Genomic DNA, 20,589 nt, shown 5'->3' on the forward strand with positions numbered 1-20,589 from the left:
TCAGAAAATAATCTTATGGCGTCCCGCCAGCGAGTGGGACAGCGTCGTACCGTCGACCATCTCCAGTTCGCCGCCAACCGGCACGCCGTGGGCGATACGACTGGCTTCGACGCCGGCCTCCGCGCACAGCTCGGCAATATAGTTTGCGGTAGCCTCTCCTTCAACCGTCGGGTTGGTCGCGAGGATCAGCTCGCTGATTTTTTCTGACGCCAGCCGCTGTTCCAGACGATCGAGACCGATATCATCCGGCCCGATGCCGTCCAGCGGCGACAGGTGGCCCATCAGCACGAAATACCGCCCGGAAAATTGCCCGGTCTGCTCAATGGCGTAGATATCCGCAGGACTCTCCACCACGCAAATCTGGCCGTTTTCCTGACGCCGCGGGTTCGAACAGATATTACAGACATCCTGCTCGGTAAAGGTGCGGCAGTCGGCGCAGTGGCCGATTTCCGACATCGCCCGGGTCAGCGCCTGCGCCAGGCGCATTCCGCCGCTGCGATCGCGCTGCAACAGGGTAAACGCCATCCGCTGCGCCGACTTAGGGCCGACGCCCGGAAGGCAGCGCAACGCTTCCATAAGCTGAGTTAACAGCGGACTGGTTTGCATCAGAATGGCATCTTAAAGCCTGGCGGCAATTGCATACCGGAAGAGACGGAAGCCATCTTCTCTTTTTGAGTCTCTTCAATGCGGCGCGCCGCATCGTTGAAGGCCGCAGCGACCAGATCTTCCAGCATCTCTTTGTCATCTTCCAGCAGGCTTGGGTCAATTTCCACGCGGCGGCAGTTATGCGCGCCGTTGATGGTAACCTTCACCAGACCCGCGCCGGATTCGCCGGTCACTTCCAGCTGCGCAATCTCTTCCTGCATTTTCTGCATTTTTTCCTGCATCTGCTGGGCCTGCTTCATCAGATTGCCCAGACCGCCTTTTCCAAACATAAGCTCTCTCTTGATGGTTCACAATCGCAAGCCAGGCTTACGATCAAATGGGGCGGATACTCTCTTCATCCAGCTCGGCGTCGAAGAATCGACGCAGCGTCTGAATGTTATTATCCGCAATAATTGACTCACGCGCTTGCGCGAGTTTCTCTTCATAAATGGCCTGACGCCATTCCAGCGGCGTACGCACCGCGGGATTATCATCTTCAACGATGGTCAGTTCAACCGTCGTTCCCGTCAGATCGCTGAGCGCTTGCGCCAGCTTTTGCTGCGCGCCGCTGGAATTGAGGTGCCGCTGCGTCGAGCGCAGATGCAGACAAACCGCGTTGCCGTTCTGTTCCTTCCAGGCATTAAGCGCCACCTGCTCCACCAGCTTAGGCAAAGAAAGCTGACTTACCTGCGCCGCCCACGGATCGCGCTCAATCGCTTCCGCCGCCAGTTTAGCCGCCAGCTCCGGCGTTTTTTCATGCTCCAGAGCTTTCTTAAGCGCTTTTGGCGTAGCCACCACTTCTTTGGTTTGTACTACCGGCGTGGTGGCCTTCCAGCGATAAGCCTCTTTCTTTACTGGCGCCGTTTCCAGCGCAGACGGCGCCGGGCGCGCCTGTACGCGCTCCGAAACCGAGGCCAGCCGCTCCAGCGCAGAGTTATTCACCGGCCGCGCGCGGGATGCGGCTGCCGGTTCACTCTTTTTTGTTTTGGTTACTCCCTGCGCGCGCTGTAGCTGATTGCGCGCCGCCAGCACCTGACTGGTAGACGCCGGCAGCGGCGCTGGCGATGTCTGCGGCGCGGGCGCCGACGACTGCTGCACCTGCGGCGGCGTCATTACCGCCGTTGGGGCCACGGGCGCAAAAGACTGCCGCGGCGTTTCAGGCTCCGGCAAGGGCATACGCGGGTGAAACGCCAGTGCACGCAGTAACGTCATTTCAACGCCCATCCGCCGGTCCGGCGCCCAGGGCAATTCTTTGCGACCAATCAACAACGTCTGATAATAGAGCTGAAGATCGCCGGGAGGCACCGTCCGGGCAAGTTCGCGCATCCGTTGCTCGATAGCCGCCATATCGCTGCCTAACGCGGCAGGCGAAAGTTGCACCATCGCAATACGGTGCAGCAGGCTAAGCATTTCGACCAGCAGCGCTTCCCATTCAATACCGCGCGCCGCCGCCTCGTTGATAAGCGACATGACGCGTTCGCCGTTAGCGTCAACCACCGCCTCGACTAATGACAAAGCCTGGTCGTCGTCCAGCGTACCGAGCATGGCGCTTACCGCCTGCGTCGAAACCTGCCCGTCGCCGCTGGCGATCGCCTGGTCAGTCAGACTTAATGCATCGCGCAGGCTGCCGTCAGCCGCACGCGATAACAACTGCAACGCGCGGGGTTCGTGAGCGATATGTTCCTCATTGAGAATATGCTCAAGCTGATGGCGAATCTGTTCAACATCCAGCGCTTTGAGATGAAACTGTAGGCAGCGCGACAAAATGGTCACCGGCAGCTTCTGCGGATCGGTGGTCGCCAGTAAAAATTTCACATGCGCTGGCGGCTCTTCAAGCGTTTTAAGTAGCGCATTAAAGCTGTGGCGCGACAGCATGTGGACTTCATCGATCAGATAGACTTTAAAGCGACCGCGCGCAGGCGCGTACTGGACATTATCCAGCAGGTCGCGGGTGTCTTCGACTTTGGTACGCGATGCGGCGTCAATCTCAATGAGATCGACAAAACGCCCTTGCTCAATTTCCCGACAGTTATCGCAAACGCCGCACGGCGTCGCGGTAATGCCGGTTTCGCAGTTCAGCCCCTTCGCCAGCAGTCGGGCGATAGAGGTTTTACCGACGCCGCGCGTGCCGGAAAAAAGATATGCGTGATGAATGCGCCCTAACGACAAGCCGTTCGCCAGTGCGGTCAGCACATGCTCCTGGCCGACGACGTCAGCAAAGGTTTGTGGGCGCCATTTTCTGGCTAAGACCTGATAACTCATTGGCAGGCTCTGAAACGCTGGAAGGTGGATTCATAGAAGGGTAATGCTAACACAACCTCGCCGATACAGCGAGGTTGTCTCTCTGGCTAAAATAGCAGTGCGAATAGCCTGAATCAATGCCCCGGAAACGGCACCAGGCTATAACAGGTAATCCCCTGCTTTTCCAGACGCTGCTCGCCGCCCAGATCGAACAAATTGATGATGAACGCCGCATCGGTGACTTTCCCGCCCAGACGACGGATCAGCTTCACGGTCGCCTCAATGGTGCCGCCAGTCGCCAGCAGATCGTCCACGACCAGCACGTTGTCGCCAGGTTTAATCGCGTCGACATGAATTTCCAGCTGATCGGTGCTGTACTCTAATTCATAGGTCTCGGCAATAGTTTCACGCGGTAATTTGCGCGGTTTACGTACCGGAACAAAACCAACGCCCAGCCCAAGCGCAACCGGCGCGCCAAACAGGAAGCCACGCGCTTCGGTGCCGACCACTTTGGTGATACCCGCATTTTTATAACGCTCAACCAACAGTTCAATACTGAGCGCGTAGGCTTTCGGGTCTTCCAGTAAGCTGGTGACATCACGGAAAAGAATGCCCGGTTTCGGGTAATCCTGAATGCTTTTGATGCTGTTTTTGAGAAACTCAAGCTGCTGTGCAGTCGCGGTCATGGATATATGCCTGCTAAGTACGGTGTTACTCACGGCGCAATACTTTTCGGTCAGGGGTAACGCTCGGTTACTCTTTGACCGCCTGCGCCTGTGCTCGAAAACGGTCGAATTTACTGGCTGTGAACGACAATTGCAACAGCGATTCGTGTGCTTCAGCGCTTTTGTTGCTTTTCATCAATCACCGGTATCCGCCACATAAAGATCAGCAGACAGGCCAAAATAACCAACAGCAGCACCCGCACCCACATCATATTCACCAGCCACAGCGAAATACCAAAGGTCAGCAATATCAACGCGATCGCTCGCGGTTTCGCTCCCGGCGGCATGGCCCGATAGCGCTGCCAGTGGCGCAGATAACCGCCAAACCATGAGCGGTATAACAACCAGGCATGGAAACGAGGCGACGAGCGGGCGAAACACCAGGCCGCCAGTAAAATGAACGGCGTTGTCGGCAACAGAGGCAAAACCACGCCCAATGTCCCTAATACTACCGCCAGCCAGCCAATGATGATTAAAATAGTACGTTGCATAATGCGAATCGTTATCAAACAGAAGGCTACTGTAGCACAGCCTGTCTTATTTTCATCGGGGTGTTGAATTGAAAACCGCTATGCTGTTACAGACGCTGGAAGAGAGGCTGGCGACGCTACGCCAACGCTGCGCGCCGCTGGCGCAACATGCGACGTTAAGCGCGCGCTTTGACCGACATCTTTTCCGTACCCGCAGTACTCTGTTGCAGGGATATCTGGAAGAGGCTGACGCCAATCTCGCCGCGTTGCGTCAGGCGGTAAAACATGAGCAACTGCCGCAAGTCGCCTGGCTGGCAGAACATCTGGCTTCGCAACTGGAGGCGATATCGCGTGAAACCGCCGCCTGGTCGCTGCGCCAGTGGGACGCCGCCGCGCCAGGGCTTGGCCGTTGGCAGCGCAGACGAATACAGCATCAGGAGTTTGAACGTCGACTACTGGCGATGACACAGGAGCGCAAAATTCGTCTGGCGCAGGCGACCGGCCTTGTCGAACAACAAACGCTGCAAAAGGAAGTCGAGATCTATGAAGGACGGCTGGCGCGTTGCCGACATGCGCTGGAGAAAATAGAAAACGTACTGGCGCGTTTAACCCGCTAACCCTGGAGAAAGTATGTCGCTTGAAAATGCCCCTGATGAAGTCAAACTGGCCGTGGATTTAATTGTGCTGCTTGAAGAGAATCGCTTACCGGCACGAACGGTGCTACGCGCGCTGGAAATAGTTATGCGAGATTATGAAAACAAGTTAAAAAGTACGGAAGACGACTCGCAAACAGAGTAATTGCCCTCTGGTTTGTCCTCGTTGTCGCTGACAGAGTGGTCGCTACAGTCAGGCAACAAGGGACAGGTCATGGAACGTCTACCCACCACGCCGCACGATGCGGTATTTCGACAAATGCTGATGCAAAAAGAGGTCGCCCGCGACTTTCTGGCTATCCACTTGCCAGAAGCCTTTCTTGCAATCTGCGATCTGGATTCACTGAAGCTGGAGTCAGGGAGTTTTGTTGAAGACAATTTACGCAGCCGCTATTCAGATATTCTCTACTCTCTGCATACCCAACACGGCCCAGGGTATGTTTACGCGCTCATTGAACATCAGAGCAAATCAGACCGGCTGATGGCTTTTCGCCTGATGCGGTACGCCATTGCCGCCATGCAGCGTCATCTGGATGCCGGTCATGATACCTTGCCGCTGGTGGTACCAATCCTCTTTTATCACGGTCCGGAAAGCCCGTGGCCCTATAGCCTTAACTGGCATAATATGTTTGTGAAACCGGATATGGCGAAGGCCTTATACAGCTGCGAATTTGCGCTGGTCGACCTGACGACAATGCCGGATAATCAGCTTTTGCAGCATCGGCGGATAGCGATGTTAGAGCTCCTGCAAAAACATATTCGTCAACGCGATTTAAGCGAACTGCTCGACCCCCTTATCACGCTTTTAACGCAGGATCATTTGACGGACACGCAGCTCAGTGTGTTGATCAACTATATGTTGAAAGCAGGAAACGCCGCAGAACCCGGGGCGCTAATTCGTCAACTGGCGCAGGGCGCGCCGCAGTATAAGGAACAACTGATGACAATAGCGGAATGGCTGGAAGAAAAAGGCCGAACGGAAGGGTTGCAAAAGGGCCTGCAAAAAGGCCTTGAGCAAGGGTTAGCACAAGGCCGAGAGGCCGAAGCGCGCGCTATTGCCCGCAAAATGCTTGCCAACGGGCTGGAACCCGGGCTCATCGCCAGCGTCACCGGCATTACGCCGGAAGAGCTTTCTACGCTGTCGCATTAGCGGCGCCGCGCGCACTCATAAAGCGCGCGGCCCACCGCCTTTTAGCTTGCCGTAGGCGCCAGATCGCCGCCGTTGAGATCGCGCTTCACTTCAGTGACTTCGTCGCCCTTCGCGTTATGCAGATGCACCTCAAGCTGGTTAAAGGCGATATTGATATCATTTTCACGGCACAGTCGATCGATCGCGCGGTTCAGTTCATCCACCGTATGGCTACGATCGCGCAATTCACGCACATACAGACGCAGTTCATGATCCAGAGTGCTGGCGCCAAAGGTGGTGAAGAATACGGCAGGTTCCGGATCGTGCATCACCTTCGGATGCTCCATCGCCGCCTGTAGCAGGACTCTTTTCACTTTCTCCAGATCCGAGCCATAAGCCACGCCAAGCCGGATCACCAGACGTGTCGTGGTATCGGAGAGGGACCAGTTAATCAGCCGCTCCGTTACGAATGCTTTGTTCGGAATGATCACTTCTTTACGATCAAAATCGGTAATAGTGGTGGCGCGAATACGAATCTTACTGACCGTGCCGGAATAGGTGCCGATCGTTACCGTATCGCCAATGCGTACCGGACGTTCGAAGAGGATGATTAAACCCGAGACAAAGTTACCGAAGATCTCCTGTAGCCCAAAACCGAGACCCACCGACAACGCCGCCGCCAGCCACTGGAGTTTATCCCACGAGACGCCGAGCGATCCGAATACTGTCATCGCGCCAACAGCGATAATGACGTAGTTAAGGATCGTGGTGATCGCATACGAAGCCCCCTGGCGCATATTCAGACGTGAAAGCACCAGCACTTCCAACAGGCCGGGTAAGTTGCGGATGAGCGCCCAGGCCACCATCGCGGCAATAATGGCGAATAGCAAGCTGCCCATCGTCACGCTTTTCACCACCGCAGCGCCAGCTTCGGAGCCGTTGTAGTGCCACAGCGTGATGCTATCAAGATAGCTGAATACGGTGATCAAATCGGACCAAATCGCCCAGAACATAACGCCGAACAGGGCAAGCATTAGCAGCATCGTGATACGTAATGTTTGCTGGTTAATCTGCTCCAACGCGATGGCGGGTTCTTCCTGTGGCTCCGCGCCTTCCGCTCCCTCTTTTACCAGGTTCTGACGACGAGCCAGCGCGCGTCGCCAGGCAATCCGGCGCGCCGCTACGCTTAACCCGCGCAGCACCGTTTGATAAAGCAGGTTCCAGATAATGACCAGATAGACGGTTTCAATCCAGCGCCCCGCCAGGCGCAGGGCGGTATAGAAATAGCCGGTCGCCGTTAATACCATTAACGCCACCGGAATAATGGAAAGAATCGTCACGGTCACCAGTCGAATGCCGTGAGATTCTTTATCGCGCCAGCTTTCCCGGCACAGTGGCCACACCAGCAATGTTATGACCAGCAGATTGAGGAAAATAACCGCCTGCCCCAGCACGTCATCCATCAGATTCAGCGGCGACAACTCCGCCACCACAGACCAAAAGTGCAGCGGCAGCAATGCGAGGCTAATGCGTACAATCTGGCGACGCCAGTGGCTGGTCAACTGCGCTGGCATACCGAAATGGCGTATTGCCACGCCCTCTTTTTCCAGCACCTTCCAGCACAGCCCAAAGACCAGCCAGAACATTGCGAGCTTTTTACTAAAGGCCCAGAGCAGATCGCTGATATTTAGCTGCATGGTCAGCAGGATCAGTCCAAGCGCGAGGATAATCAGGCACACCGGCAGCGCGCGGATCAGATCGATCAGAATAGCTTTTGGCGTATTGAGCTGACTATCGTTACGCAACGCTCCCACGGCGGCGGCCAGCTTCTGTTGATACGCTTTTAACCATTTCAGACGCCAGCGGATTAAACCGGCGATGAGCAAGAGCGGCAACCCGGCCAAAAAAGCAATAAATACCGCGGGCCAGGCTTTTTGCCAGTTCACCGTGATTTTCATGGCGCTGAATTGCTCTTTTAACGTTTGGGGGAACGCTTTAAGCCAGTCCCAGTCCATAGGGCGGTTACTGTTCACCCAAAAAATCTGCTGCGTCAGAATGGCTTTCAGATTTTTCGAGACGCTCATCAACTGCTGCTGGTTAACTTGCAGGTTAATCGCCATCATCAGCTGGTTACCCAACTGTTTATTTAGCTGATCCAATAGCTCACGGCGCATCTCCACCACCTGAAGCAACGCATCATGAACTTCATCATTCACCTCGCTGGTATGCCCCTCCTCCAGCTTGTCGACAAAGGCATCGCTTTGGAATAAGGCATCACGCTGCTGGTTGATTTCAAACTGCTCCAGACGCAAATCCGCAATGCGGTTGGTCATATCTTCGAGTTCGTCGGCGGAGGGCAGGGTTTGCTGCTGTTGATAAAGAATACGCGACAGCAACAGGCTGCCTTTTAAGACGGCAATCTGTTCTTTGATATTTCTTTCCGACTGCAGCGCGCGATCGAGCCAGTTTTTTACTTTAATGTTTTGCTGCATCAACATATTGCCGTTTTCGGTCGCGACAATCAGACGCTGGCTGAGTTGATGGTTAATATCCAGTTCCTGTTTTACCAGCGGGTTCGCCTGGATACGCGCCGTTTCGTCCGGCGAAATGGCCTCCTGGGCCGTTTTTTCCGTTAGCGTAAGTCGTTTACTGTTGACCGCCTCCTGTAAAAGTTGAAGCTGATGTTCAAGGCGATTACTGTTGGCCGTCACGTAATCCCGCTGTTTTTGCAGGGTGTCCTGCAAAACGGTATTTCCTTCAAGACTCTTACGTTGCTGGTCGATCTGCGCATTAAGCAGCGCCTGTTGTGCCTGTAATAACACCTGTTGGCTGGGGCGAAGCGCGGCTTCGCCGACGTTATTGCCGTCCAGACGGTTACGGATTTGCTGTATTTGCTGTGAGGCGGTATACATGGCGTTTTGCACGCGCTCAGGCTGGGTCTGTAGCGAAACAAGCTGGCTGTTATAAGCGGCAAGATCGTTTTGCGAATTTTGCAAATCATCCAGTACCTGCGCCACGCGCAGCTCAAGCTGACGTAACGAAAGCGCACTCAGCGTTTTTCGCATTTCATCATCATTATCGACGTCGCTCAGCGCATTCAACGCAGCCGTCGCCTGACGCATTTTTTCAGGCGCCTGCGCCACCTTCTGCCGTAGCTGTACGGTCTCCTCTTTTACCCGCTCGATTTTCTCCAGCGTAGCTAACGTATCAATAAGGTCCTGCTGGACGAGCTTATCCTGGGCGGAGAGATCTTTTTGCTTATTCAGCGTATCCAGCTGGTTTTGCACATCCGCTTTTGACGGCAGGTCGCCATTCGTTTGCCCCCGGGCAAATGCCAGAGACTGACAGGACAGCAGGATAATAAGGACGCTAATTGTAATAAAAACAAAATGCTGTGAACGTTTATAAAGCTGCAACATAGTCATGAGAATGAAGTGTCTGAACCGGCAAGCAGACCGGAAATAATTGAGTCGCAAGAATATCACGCCTGTAACAAACAGAATAGCGACACAGAAAATGTCCAGGAGTTTTCCTGGAATATTATCAGGGGGAGCCGTTGAACGTCGACGCGCGCAGCGTCGGACACAATTGATACATCTCCAGCAGGATCGTGACGTAGGCGCGAGCTTCTTTTTTTAAATCAAACGATTGCGGAGCAAATAACCAGTTTTCCATGAGCCCTGAAATAAAGCAGCGCATCAGTATCGCCGCACGACGAGTCAGCAGATTTTCAGGCAGCATTTTAGCATTAATACAATGTTTTAACGTTTGTTCAATCCGATCGTAACTTTCCAGACAAAGGCTACGTTGCGCCTGTTGAACCACAACCATTTCTCCGACAAACTCACATTTATGGAATATAATCTCCATCAATAAGCGGCGTCGTTCTTCTGTTACAGTAGCTTCAAGAATATGAACTAAAATTTCTCTTAATACAGATAGTGGATCGTCGGGGAATTTTGCCTGATACTCAATCTCAAGCTCACCAATATTGGATTCTGATAGCTCCCAGATCTCACTGAATAAATCCGACTTATTTTTGAAATGCCAATAGATTGCGCCGCGCGTCACGCCAGCAGCGTTCGCAATCTCCGCCAGCGAGGTTGCTGATACGCCTTGCTGCGAGAACAAACGCAGGGCCACATCCAGGATGTGTTGTCGTGTCTCCAGCGCTTGTTGTTTGGTTTTTCGTGCCATATGTCGGTGAATTTACAGGCGTTAGATTTACATACATTTATGGATGTATGTACCATAGCACGACGATAATATAAACGCAGCAATGGGTTTAAGGACCTTTGACCATTGACCAATTTGAAATCGGACACTCGAGGTTTACATATGAACAAAAACAGAGGGTTAACGCCTCTGGCGGTCGTTCTGATGCTCTCAGGCAGCTTAGCGCTAACAGGATGTGACGACAAACAGGACCAGCAAGGCGGCCAGCAGATGCCAGAAGTTGGAGTTGTCACACTAAAAACGGAACCACTGCAAATCACAACTGAACTTCCGGGTCGTACCGTTGCTTACCGTATCGCCGAAGTTCGCCCACAGGTAAGCGGCATTATCCTGAAGCGTAATTTCGTTGAGGGAAGTGATATCGAAGCGGGAGTCTCTCTCTATCAGATTGATCCTGCGACCTACCAGGCGACTTACGACAGCGCTAAGGGCGATCTGGCAAAAGCGCAGGCCGCCGCGAATATCGCTGAACTGACGGTGAAGCGTTATCAAAAGCTGCTGGGTACGCAGTACATCAGTAAGCAGGAATACGATCAGGCGCTGGCTGACGCGCAACAAGCGACTGCCGCCGTTGTCGCAGCAAAAGCCGCCGTTGAAACCGCACGTATCAACCTGGCGTATACCAAAGTCACCTCGCCGATTAGCGGTCGTATTGGTAAGTCGTCCGTAACGGAAGGCGCGCTGGTACAGAACGGTCAGGCGTCGGCGCTGGCGACAGTGCAGCAGCTGGACCCTATTTATGTCGATGTGACCCAGTCCAGCAATGACTTCCTGCGCCTGAAGCAGGAGCTGGCAAATGGTTCGCTGAAACAGGAAAACGGCAAAGCGAAGGTCGATCTGGTGACCAGCGACGGTATCAAATTCCCGCAGTCCGGTACGCTTGAGTTCTCCGACGTGACCGTTGACCAAACCACCGGGTCTATTACTTTGCGCGCCATCTTCCCTAACCCGGATCACATCTTATTGCCAGGAATGTTCGTTCGCGCACGTCTGCAGGAAGGGACAAAACCGACGGCATTACTAGTTCCACAACAGGGCGTTACCCGTACTCCACGCGGCGATGCCACGGTGCTGGTGGTTGGCGCTGATAACAAAGTGGAAACCCGCCAAATCGTCGCAAGCCAGGCGATCGGCGATAAGTGGCTGGTGACTGACGGGTTGAAAGCGGGCGACCGCGTAGTCGTCAGCGGGCTGCAAAAAGTACGTCCTGGCGCACAGGTTAAAGTGCAGGAAATTACCGCGGATAACAAACAGCAAGCCGCAAGCGGTGATCAACCTGCTCAGCCCAGGTCTTAACTTAAACAGGAGCCGTTAAGACATGCCTAATTTCTTTATCGATCGCCCTATATTTGCGTGGGTGATCGCCATCATCATCATGTTGGCAGGGGGGCTCGCGATCCTCAAATTGCCGGTAGCGCAATATCCGACGATTGCGCCACCAGCAGTGACGATCTCCGCAACCTACCCTGGCGCTGATGCGAAAACGGTACAGGATACCGTCACGCAGGTTATCGAACAGAATATGAACGGTATCGATAACCTGATGTATATGTCCTCCAACAGTGACTCCACGGGGACCGTGCAGATCACGCTGACCTTTGAATCCGGCACCGATGCGGATATCGCGCAGGTTCAGGTTCAGAACAAGTTGCAACTGGCAATGCCTTTACTTCCCCAGGAAGTACAGCAACAGGGCGTGAGCGTTGAGAAGTCCTCAAGTAGCTTCCTGATGGTAGTGGGCGTCATTAACACCGACGGCACCATGACCCAGGAGGATATTTCGGATTACGTTGCCGCCAATATGAAAGATCCGATCAGCCGTACCTCTGGGGTGGGCGACGTTCAGCTGTTTGGTTCGCAGTATGCGATGCGTATCTGGATGAATCCGACAGAGCTGACCAAATACCAACTGACGCCGGCCGACGTGATTAACGCGATCAAAGCGCAGAACGCCCAGGTCGCGGCAGGTCAGCTCGGTGGTACGCCGCCGGTAAAAGGCCAGCAGCTTAACGCATCGATTATTGCCCAAACGCGTCTGACCTCAACGGATGAGTTTGGCAAAATCCTGCTGAAAGTGAATCAGGATGGCTCCCAGGTTCGTCTGCGGGATGTAGCGAAAATTGAGCTTGGCGGCGAGAACTACGACGTCATCGCGAAATTTAACGGTCAGCCAGCGTCAGGTCTTGGCATCAAACTGGCTACCGGCGCCAACGCGCTGGATACCGCTACCGCTATTCGCGCCGAACTGAAAAAAATGGAACCGTTCTTCCCGCCAGGGATGAAAATCGTCTACCCGTATGACACCACGCCGTTCGTGAAGATCTCTATTCATGAAGTGGTAAAAACGCTGGTCGAAGCGATTATCCTCGTGTTCCTGGTGATGTACCTGTTCCTGCAGAACTTCCGCGCGACGTTGATTCCGACTATTGCGGTTCCGGTGGTGTTGTTGGGAACCTTTGCCGTGCTTGCGGCATTCGGTTTCTCGATAAACACGCTGACGATGTTCGGGATGGTGCTCGCCATCGGCTTGCTGGTGGATGACGCCATCGTGGTGGTCGAGAACGTCGAACGTGTTATGACGGAAGAAGGCCTTCCGCCGAAGGAAGCGACGCGCAAATCCATGGGCCAGATTCAGGGCGCATTGGTGGGTATCGCGATGGTACTGTCGGCGGTATTTATTCCGATGGCCTTCTTTGGCGGCTCAACCGGGGCAATTTATCGTCAGTTCTCTATCACCATCGTATCGGCGATGGCGCTGTCGGTGCTGGTCGCGCTGATCCTGACGCCTGCGCTGTGCGCGACGATGCTCAAACCCGTCGCCAAAGGCGATCATGGCGAAGGGAAAAAAGGCTTTTTCGGCTGGTTTAACCGCCTGTTTGATAAGAGCACGCATCACTACACCGATAGCGTAGGCAATATTCTGCGCAGCACCGGGCGTTATCTGCTGCTCTATCTCATTATCGTCGTCGGTATGGCTTATCTGTTCGTTCGTCTGCCAAGCTCTTTCTTGCCGGATGAAGACCAGGGCGTATTCCTGACAATGGTCCAGCTCCCCGCCGGCGCGACGCAAGAGCGCACGCAAAAAGTGCTGGATGAGGTCACGGATTACTATCTGAACAAAGAGAAAGCCAACGTTGAATCGGTATTCGCCGTCAACGGCTTCGGTTTTGCAGGGCGCGGTCAGAATACCGGTATTGCATTCGTGTCGTTGAAAGACTGGGCCGATCGTCCAGGCGAAAAAAACAAGGTTGAAGCGATTACCCAGCGGGCAACCGCAGCGTTTTCACAAATTAAAGATGCGATGGTCTTCGCCTTTAACCTACCGGCGATTGTTGAACTGGGCACCGCAACCGGGTTTGACTTCGAGTTGATTGACCAGGCGGGACTTGGTCATGAAAAACTCACCCAGGCACGTAATCAGTTGTTCGGCGAGGTGGCGAAATATCCTGATCTGCTGGTCGGCGTTCGACCTAACGGTCTGGAAGATACGCCGCAGTTTAAAATCGATATCGACCAGGAAAAAGCTCAGGCGCTGGGCGTGTCTATTAGCGACATTAATACCACACTGGGCGCAGCATGGGGCGGCAGCTATGTAAACGACTTTATCGATCGCGGTCGTGTGAAGAAAGTTTACGTGATGTCCGAAGCGAAATACCGCATGTTGCCGGATGATATTAACGACTGGTACGTTCGTGGTAGCGATGGTCAGATGGTGCCGTTCTCCGCATTCTCCTCTTCCCGCTGGGAATATGGTTCGCCGCGTCTGGAACGCTATAACGGTCTGCCTTCGATGGAAATTCTGGGTCAGGCGGCGCCAGGCAAGAGTACTGGTGAAGCGATGGCGATGATGGAGGAACTGGCCAGCAAGCTGCCGTCAGGCATTGGATATGACTGGACCGGGATGTCCTACCAGGAGCGGTTGTCCGGCAACCAGGCCCCTGCCCTGTATGCTATCTCGCTGATCGTCGTCTTCCTGTGTCTGGCGGCATTGTATGAGAGCTGGTCTATCCCGTTCTCCGTAATGCTGGTTGTTCCGCTTGGGGTTATCGGCGCGCTGCTGGCTGCGACCTTCCGCGGACTGACTAACGACGTTTACTTCCAGGTGGGCCTGCTCACAACCATTGGGTTGTCGGCGAAGAACGCGATACTTATCGTCGAATTCGCCAAAGACTTAATGGATAAAGAAGGGAAAGGTCTGGTAGAAGCGACGCTGGAGGCCGTTCGGATGCGTTTGCGCCCGATTCTGATGACCTCGTTAGCGTTCATGCTGGGGGTTATGCCGCTGGTTATCAGTTCCGGCGCGGGTTCCGGCGCGCAGAATGCGGTAGGTACTGGCGTACTGGGCGGGATGGTAACGGCAACCGTACTGGCTATTTTCTTCGTACCGGTCTTCTTCGTGGTGGTACGCCGCCGCTTTAGCCGTAAAAGCGAAGATATTGAGCATAGTCATTCGACAGAACATCGCTGATTTGCTCACTGTTGATAAGGCCGCGCAAGCGGCCTTTTTTACGCAAAAATCATAAAATACGCTTATTGTTAGATTGATTATTTTTTGCCATATTAATAAAAGGTATAATCCTTACTGCGTTAAAGGCTTTTCTTAGGAAAGTTGGCCATTTCTTAATTCAGCCATTAATTAAGAAATATTAAGAATATTCCTGGCTATTTTCTCCTGTCAGAGTCTATTGTTTTAGCCTGAAAAGCTAAAAAACGTTAACCCAATGATTACACAAACAATAAAACTGGTTCCTTTTTAGGCGACCGACGATCACTGTTAAAATTCGAAAAAGTATGGCAACACGCGGCTTTCACGCAATTGTAATTTTTCGTAATATGACGATGAAAAGTTTTTTAGAGTAGATTATAGTTAAATCATAAGGTGACGTGGGAAGTACCAGGTTAGTTAGTTGTATCCATCCCGAAGGTGTTCGGTTAGTTTAAGCCACTAAAAAGGGGATGCATTATGGACGAATACTCACCCAAAAGACATGATATAGCACAGCTTAAATTTCTTTGCGAAACCCTGTATCATGACTGTCTTGCAAACCTTGAAGAAAGCAACCATGGCTGGGTTAATGACCCGACCTCAGCAGTCAACCTGCAGCTCAATGAGCTGATAGAGCATATTGCAACTTTCGCGCTTAATTATAAAATTAAGTACAATGAAGACAATAAATTGATTGCGCAGATAGATGAATACCTGGACGACACCTTTATGTTGTTCAGCAGCTATGGTATTAATACGCAGGATTTGCAAAAATGGCGTAAATCGGGCAACCGCCTGTTCCGTTGTTTCGTCAACGCCACCAAGGCCAATCCTGTTAGTTTGTCTTGTTAAAAATTATTACAATCATAGGTAGAATTTATGTCTGATAAACCATTAACTAAAACTGATTATTTGATGCGTTTACGGCGCTGTCAGACAATTGACACTCTGGAGCGCGTCATTGAGAAAAATAAATATGAATTGTCCGACAATGAGCTGGCTGTATTTTACTCAGCTGCGGATCACCGTCTTGCAGAATTGACGATGAACAAACTCTACGACAAGATCCCCTCTTCAGTATGGAAATTCATTCGTTAATCACGCTACATTACTTTTTAGAGAACACGCAGGTGTTATCTGCCTCCTCGTTCTGGCTAATAACACAACGGGCTATTATAGAACAGTGATATAAATCACATAGCAATAGCAGGGAACGTTCCCTCTAATACTTTATTATTGCTTCTATTGCGATAATATCCACCAAGGGGAGCGCGCGATGAGTGACGAAAAACAAAAAATGATCGCTGGGGCACTGTATTGCCCGACCGATGAAACTTTATGCCAGGATCGACTGCGGGCGCGTCAACTCATCCATCAATACAATTATACTACGCCTGATGAAATAAATAAGCGTCAGGCGATTTTACGCGACCTGTTGGGTCGATGCGAAGACGCCTATATTGAACCTTCCTTCCGTTGCGACTACGGCTATAATATTTTTCTTGGTCACTCCTTTTACGCTAACTTCGACTGCGTCATGCTTGATGTTTGCCCTATTCATATTGGCGATAATTGTATGCTCGCGCCAGGGGTACATATCTATACCGCCACGCACCCGCTGGACGCCGTCGAACGCAACAGCGGCAGAGAATTAGGTAAACCCGTCACTATCGGAAATAACGTCTGGATAGGCGGACGAGCCGTCGTTAATCCTGGCGTAACCATCGGCGATAACGTCGTCGTCGCTTCAGGCGCTGTGGTGACAAAAAACGTACCGCCAGACGTCGTGGTAGGCGGAAATCCGGCGCGAATCATTAAAAAATTGTAGTTCAAATGATAACTGTTATGCTAATTCGTGGTTAATCTGTTACTTTTTTCACGTTACACCTCCCTTTAAAATGGGCTGTTACTACCCCCTATGTCGCAGAAATCATGAAGGCAAAAGATGACAGAGATACAGCGCCTGCTTAGCGAAACTATTGATGACTTAAACGTCCGTGAAAAACGCGATAACAGGCCGCGTTTTAGTATCAGTTTTATCCGCAAGCATCCTGGGTTATTTATCGCGATGTATGCAGCCTGGTTTGCGACGCTGGCGGTCATGCTGCAATCAGAAACGCTGGTGGGGTCAGTGTGGCTGTTAGTGGTGTTATTTATCGCATTTAATGGCTTCTTCTTTTTCGACATCGCCCCGCGTTATCACTATAACGACATCGATGTGCTGGACCTCCGGGTCTGTTACAACGGCGAATGGTACAACACCCGCTTTGTTCCCCCCACGCTCATTGAGACGATTCTTCAGTCTCCACAGGTGGATAATGAACATAAAGTCCAGCTGCAAAAAATGGTTGCCCGTAAGGGCGAACTTTCCTTCTACGATATTTTTACGCTGGCCCGCGCAGAAGCCAGCCGGTAATAAAAAAGTGCGCCCCCTCCCTGGTACGCACTGCTTTCCCTGAACCGTTGGTTTTTTAACGTCTTTTTTTACGCCCCTGAACCGCCTTAAAACGCGGATTTGTTTTACAAATCACGTATAAGCGTCCTTTGCGTTTGACTATCTGGCAATCCGGATGCCGTTGTTTTGCATTGCGAAGTGAGTTTAACACCTGCATTTCATTTACCCCCCCGTTTAGCGCCGATAAAATGACCAAAACGTTTCTGGAAGCGTGCGGCGCTACTTTCGCTATCAAACGTTTTCTGTCTACCGGTATAAAAAGGATGCGATTTTGATGACACATCAATAGTGACATACGGATATGTCACGCCGCCCAGTTCGATTTCACGTTCAGTTTTGATAGTTGATCCCACTTTCACATATTCATTTGCGCTGGTGTCGTGAAATACGACGGTGCGGTATACAGGATGAATATCAGGTTTCATTGCGCTCTCTCAATTATGTTATAACATAACAATAAAATACGCTATCAATGCTCCTTTTTCAACCGGTAAACATTCACGATCTCTTCCTGGCGGCAAAAGCAACGTGGCGTAACGCGTTAGTCTGGCCCCTGTATCTGTAAAATCGATAAAATAGCTTTATCATTCAAGGGCGCGATTTACGATCGGATATACTTTCTCTACGCTGTGTTTATAAGGACATCACTGTGACAACACGACATCTGGTCAGCCTGGTAACGGGAGTGCTTATCCTGTCTGTCCTTTTCCCGATAGGATTGAGCCTGTGGCTGGCGCACCGTCAAGTTGAAAAAAGGTTTAACGAAGAGCTGGATATCTTCTCGTCCCGGGTGGCGCTACGTACAGAAAGGGTCAGTGACCAGGCAAAAGCCGCGTTAACGCATATTGCCTCCTTTAAAGGCGAGCCCTGCAGCAGCGCCCATTTACTCGCCATGCGCCGCGTGTCTTATAGCTTTCGGTATGTCCAGGAAGTTCTGTATCTTAAAAATTCGATTCCCGTTTGCTCCTCACTTGAAAAAGAGAGCCATATTCCCGCTTTCCCTCCGCCCATGAAAATCACTCGCGACGGTTATCGCGCCTGGTTTACGGCGCAAAACGATCTGGGTATAAAACGCTATATGGCGGCACTCGGGAGCGACAGCTATATCGTGATGATCGACCCGGCGTCCTTTATCGATGTGATTCCGTTTGGCGCATGGCCGATTGACGTCGCTATTATTGGCCGGGAACGCAATACTGTGGTTGCCAGCAGCGGTAACCTTGACCCCGCTATTCTTCCGCTCATTCACCATGAGACGCCCCTGCGGCTGGAAAACCGAGGCATTCAGTATGCTATCCACCCCTTTCCGGAAATGGGCATTACTATCGTAAGCTGGGCACCGACCGCTCCGCTGGAAAGGAGCTGGTATCGACAGGCGTTTATCTGGCTACCGGCGGGCATCGTAACGGGTCTGCTGGCCGCGGCCTTTATTCTGCGTATTTTGCGTCGGCTACAGTCGCCCCGCCACCGTCTCCAGGATGCGATAGACAATCGCGAAATTAACGTACACTATCAGCCTATTGTCTCCCTGAGCAGCGGAAAAATTGTCGGTGCCGAAGCCTTAGCTCGCTGGCAACAGGCGGACGGCACTTTCCTTTCGCCGGAAATTTTTATCGCGCTGGCTGAACAAACCGGGCTCACGGAGCCGCTAACCCGGCTAATCATCGACACCGTTTTTGAAGACATGGGGAGTTGGTTAAAGTCCCATCCCGAACAACATATTTCAATCAATCTTGAGGCATCCGATCTGGCGTCGGAAACGTTGCCGACGCTGTTAAGCACGCTGCTGAACCGTAGCCAAATTTCTCCGTCGCAAATCGCGCTTGAGTTAACGGAACGCGAGTTCGCCGATCCGAAAACCAGCGCGCCAATTGTCGCCAGATACCGTAACGCGGGACATTCAATTTATATTGATGACTTTGGCACCGGCTATTCCAGCCTCAGCTACTTACAAAATCTGGATGTGGATGTCCTTAAAATTGATAAATCTTTTGTCGATGCGCTGGAATATAAAACGTCACGCCGCATATTATTGAAATGGCGAAAACGCTCAAACTTAAGATGGTCGCAGAAGGCATCGAAACGACCAGGCAAGAACAGTGGCTACGCCAGCATGGCGTACATTATGGTCAGGGCTGGTTATACAGTAAGCCCCTACCCGCTACGGCATTTATTCTTTGGGCGGAACAGCGGCTATAACGTCGCACAGCAGAAAAGAACAGTGTGGAGAGGCACAAATGGGTGGGGGCCCTGCCAGCTACATCCCGGCACACGCGTCATCTGCCTTGGCTGCTTCCTTCCGGACCTGACCTGGTAAACAGAGTAGCGTTGCGGGAGAACCAACAGAGCCCCCATTGAGAGCGTTGTGAACCAACGCGCAGGCGCATTATCACTGCTATATCGTGCAATTGCAACCCATCAGGCATCGGATGCTGGTTTCTTGCGCATCCGGGCTTTCCTCCCCCCTTATTCCAGATTATCCTGAAGCATTAACGCAGGATTCTATTATGGATATTCAGGACACATTTCCTCAACGCGTCTGGCAAATCGTCGCTTCGATCCCGAAAGGGTTTGTCACGACCTACGGCGATGTCGCCCGGCTTGCCGGTTCCCCTCGGGCAGCGCGTCAGGTCGGCGGAGTTTTAAAACGTCTGCCGGAAGGCAGCACTTTACCATGGCATCGGGTGGTGAACCGCCAGGGCGCAATATCACTTACCGGGCCGGATCTACAGCGGCAACGTCAGGCATTACTGGCGGAAGGCGTAGTGGTGTCGGGAAGCGGACAAATCGATTTACAACGCTATCGCTGGGTGTATTAACCCTCTCCGTAACGGAGAGGGTTGGCGCAGGATTAATACTGGGTAGGCGCAGGAACGGCAGAAGACGGATTGACCTGGGTCGGCGAAGTCGATGGAACCGTCGTCGTCGCACCACCGCTGGCCTGCACAGGCACCGCCGTTTGCTGTACCGGTACCAGCGTCAGATCCGCTTTAGTGCCGCCATTGTTAATCACCGGTTTCACGCTATCGGTAATAAATACCAGCTTATTGTCAACGGTGATGGCCGCGCTCAGGAGAATACGCGCGTTAGGTTGAATATCTGATGGGTTAAACGGCAACACAAAACTGAAAGGCGCCTGTTTACCTTCGGTACGTACCGCTTTTTGCGACAGCACCTTAGACGGCGCATCAGCCAGCGAAGCATCTGAAAGCGTCACGGTCAGCACCGCATCTGGCGGCAGAGCGACCTTCTGGCGGATCCAGACGGTACCGGAAACATTGGGTTGCTGAATAGTAGACTGGTTAGCTGTAATCGACATGTTAGGGTTTGGCGCAGGCGTCTGGATATCAGCGCTTTTATCAGCGCAGGCCGCCAGAGATATCGCAACCGCTAAACCACTTACGATGTGCACGAGTTTCATTCAATTCTCCTTATCATCAATGCACCAGCAGGCCTTTCCCCCCGCCGGAAGAGTGGTTAACAGAAACATAACGTGATTAAGTGTGGCACATGTCACTCATTTTTGCCTGGAATTGGTCTGTTATTCAG

20 protein-coding genes, 1 other RNA gene, 1 pseudogene and 1 other annotated feature are annotated in these 20,589 nt (G+C 52.4%); of the genes and pseudogenes, 11 read left to right on the forward strand and 11 right to left on the reverse strand.

The annotated features are described in order from the left end of the window. The 5 genes from recR to ACQ29O_RS16275 all read right to left on the reverse strand — a co-directional run bounded on the left by recR (position 1) and on the right by ACQ29O_RS16275 (position 4,102). Positions 1-606: a recombination mediator RecR gene (gene recR, locus ACQ29O_RS16255; RefSeq protein WP_001195023.1), complete on the reverse strand. Its 606-nt coding sequence runs from the start codon at positions 604-606 to the stop codon at positions 1-3. After that, positions 606-935: a YbaB/EbfC family nucleoid-associated protein gene (locus ACQ29O_RS16260; protein WP_000467098.1), complete on the reverse strand. Its 330-nt coding sequence runs from the start codon at positions 933-935 to the stop codon at positions 606-608. Before ACQ29O_RS16260 ends, recR begins: the two co-directional genes overlap by 1 nt. A 43-nt stretch (positions 936-978) precedes the next feature. Further along, entirely contained in the window at positions 979-2,907 is a 1,929-nt protein-coding gene (gene dnaX, locus ACQ29O_RS16265; protein ID WP_000121974.1) for a DNA polymerase III subunit gamma/tau, read from the reverse strand. Beyond that, positions 1,582-1,646 (reverse strand) — a sequence feature (DnaX frameshifting element). It overlaps the preceding gene by 65 nt. Before the next feature lie 113 nt (positions 2,908-3,020). Beyond that, on the reverse strand, positions 3,021-3,572 hold the full coding sequence (gene apt / locus ACQ29O_RS16270; protein ID WP_000127353.1) for an adenine phosphoribosyltransferase: 552 nt from the start codon (positions 3,570-3,572) through the stop codon (positions 3,021-3,023). A 152-nt stretch (positions 3,573-3,724) separates the two neighbouring features. After that, on the reverse strand, positions 3,725-4,102 hold the full coding sequence (locus tag ACQ29O_RS16275; protein ID WP_001189860.1) for a DUF454 family protein: 378 nt from the start codon (positions 4,100-4,102) through the stop codon (positions 3,725-3,727). A 68-nt stretch (positions 4,103-4,170) separates the two neighbouring features. On the opposite strand from ACQ29O_RS16275, the gene priC reads away from it, so the two are divergent. The 3 genes from priC (at position 4,171) to ACQ29O_RS16290 (ending at position 5,884) form a co-directional block, all read left to right on the forward strand. Next, positions 4,171-4,698, forward strand: a complete 528-nt coding sequence (gene priC / locus ACQ29O_RS16280; RefSeq protein ID WP_001575715.1) for a primosomal replication protein N'' — start codon at positions 4,171-4,173, stop codon at positions 4,696-4,698. 13 nt (positions 4,699-4,711) lie between these two features. Next, positions 4,712-4,879, forward strand: a complete 168-nt coding sequence (rsmS, locus tag ACQ29O_RS16285; RefSeq protein ID WP_000051161.1) for a pleiotropic regulatory protein RsmS — start codon at positions 4,712-4,714, stop codon at positions 4,877-4,879. Positions 4,880-4,948: 69 nt separating this feature from the next. Further along, positions 4,949-5,884, forward strand: a complete 936-nt coding sequence (locus ACQ29O_RS16290) for an Rpn family recombination-promoting nuclease/putative transposase (protein ID WP_000440504.1) — start codon at positions 4,949-4,951, stop codon at positions 5,882-5,884. A 41-nt stretch (positions 5,885-5,925) separates the two neighbouring features. On the opposite strand, the gene mscK is transcribed toward ACQ29O_RS16290, so the two are convergent. Then, entirely contained in the window at positions 5,926-9,288 is a 3,363-nt protein-coding gene (mscK, locus tag ACQ29O_RS16295; RefSeq protein ID WP_000178240.1) for a mechanosensitive channel MscK, read from the reverse strand. A gap of 118 nt (positions 9,289-9,406) precedes the next feature. Then, entirely contained in the window at positions 9,407-10,060 is a 654-nt protein-coding gene (gene acrR, locus ACQ29O_RS16300; protein WP_000101752.1) for a multidrug efflux transporter transcriptional repressor AcrR, read from the reverse strand. Between the two features lie 141 nt (positions 10,061-10,201). Here acrR and acrA point away from each other — a divergent pair, with 141 nt between their 5' ends. From acrA to ACQ29O_RS16330, 6 genes are all read left to right on the forward strand, one after another. Next, positions 10,202-11,395 carry a multidrug efflux RND transporter periplasmic adaptor subunit AcrA gene (acrA, locus tag ACQ29O_RS16305; protein ID WP_020937096.1) on the forward strand — a complete coding sequence of 398 codons (1,194 nt, stop codon included), beginning with the start codon at positions 10,202-10,204 and terminating at the stop codon, positions 11,393-11,395. A gap of 22 nt (positions 11,396-11,417) precedes the next feature. Then, entirely contained in the window at positions 11,418-14,567 is a 3,150-nt protein-coding gene (gene acrB / locus ACQ29O_RS16310; RefSeq protein ID WP_020937097.1) for an efflux RND transporter permease AcrB, read from the forward strand. Positions 14,568-15,062: 495 nt separating this feature from the next. Beyond that, on the forward strand, positions 15,063-15,437 hold the full coding sequence (gene tomB / locus ACQ29O_RS16315; RefSeq protein WP_000344806.1) for an Hha toxicity modulator TomB: 375 nt from the start codon (positions 15,063-15,065) through the stop codon (positions 15,435-15,437). Between the two features lie 27 nt (positions 15,438-15,464). Beyond that, positions 15,465-15,683 carry an HHA domain-containing protein gene (locus tag ACQ29O_RS16320; RefSeq protein ID WP_001280991.1) on the forward strand — a complete coding sequence of 73 codons (219 nt, stop codon included), beginning with the start codon at positions 15,465-15,467 and terminating at the stop codon, positions 15,681-15,683. Between the two features lie 178 nt (positions 15,684-15,861). After that, on the forward strand, positions 15,862-16,413 hold the full coding sequence (gene maa / locus ACQ29O_RS16325) for a maltose O-acetyltransferase (protein ID WP_001278793.1): 552 nt from the start codon (positions 15,862-15,864) through the stop codon (positions 16,411-16,413). A gap of 117 nt (positions 16,414-16,530) precedes the next feature. Next, on the forward strand, positions 16,531-17,001 hold the full coding sequence (locus ACQ29O_RS16330; protein ID WP_000136183.1) for a YlaC family protein: 471 nt from the start codon (positions 16,531-16,533) through the stop codon (positions 16,999-17,001). Between the two features lie 55 nt (positions 17,002-17,056). On the opposite strand, the gene ykgO is transcribed toward ACQ29O_RS16330, so the two are convergent. Both ykgO and ACQ29O_RS16340 read right to left on the reverse strand, forming a co-directional pair. Further along, positions 17,057-17,197, reverse strand: coding sequence for a type B 50S ribosomal protein L36 (gene ykgO, locus ACQ29O_RS16335; protein ID WP_001197749.1), 141 nt, complete (start codon positions 17,195-17,197; stop codon positions 17,057-17,059). A gap of 1 nt (position 17,198) precedes the next feature. Next, the gene (locus ACQ29O_RS16340) at positions 17,199-17,465 is read right to left on the reverse strand and encodes a type B 50S ribosomal protein L31 (protein ID WP_020937098.1); all 267 of its coding nucleotides are present in this window, start codon (positions 17,463-17,465) and stop codon (positions 17,199-17,201) included. A gap of 224 nt (positions 17,466-17,689) precedes the next feature. On the opposite strand from ACQ29O_RS16340, the pseudogene ACQ29O_RS16345 reads away from it, so the two are divergent. Then, positions 17,690-19,239 (forward strand): annotated as a pseudogene (locus ACQ29O_RS16345) (EAL domain-containing protein). A 49-nt stretch (positions 19,240-19,288) separates the two neighbouring features. Here the strand turns inward: ACQ29O_RS16345 and ffs are convergent. Continuing rightward, positions 19,289-19,385, reverse strand: an RNA gene (gene ffs / locus ACQ29O_RS16350) — signal recognition particle sRNA small type. Between the two features lie 84 nt (positions 19,386-19,469). On the opposite strand from ffs, the gene ACQ29O_RS16355 reads away from it, so the two are divergent. Beyond that, positions 19,470-19,859: an MGMT family protein gene (locus tag ACQ29O_RS16355; RefSeq protein WP_000961288.1), complete on the forward strand. Its 390-nt coding sequence runs from the start codon at positions 19,470-19,472 to the stop codon at positions 19,857-19,859. Between the two features lie 32 nt (positions 19,860-19,891). Here the strand turns inward: ACQ29O_RS16355 and ACQ29O_RS16360 are convergent, their stop codons facing one another. After that, positions 19,892-20,461: a YbaY family lipoprotein gene (locus tag ACQ29O_RS16360; RefSeq protein WP_000779802.1), complete on the reverse strand. Its 570-nt coding sequence runs from the start codon at positions 20,459-20,461 to the stop codon at positions 19,892-19,894. Positions 20,462-20,589 lie beyond the last annotated feature (128 nt).

The organism is Salmonella sp. GDC200615 (genome assembly GCF_050574145.1).
In the GTDB taxonomy this organism is placed as follows: Bacteria; Pseudomonadota; Gammaproteobacteria; order Enterobacterales; family Enterobacteriaceae; genus Salmonella; species Salmonella enterica.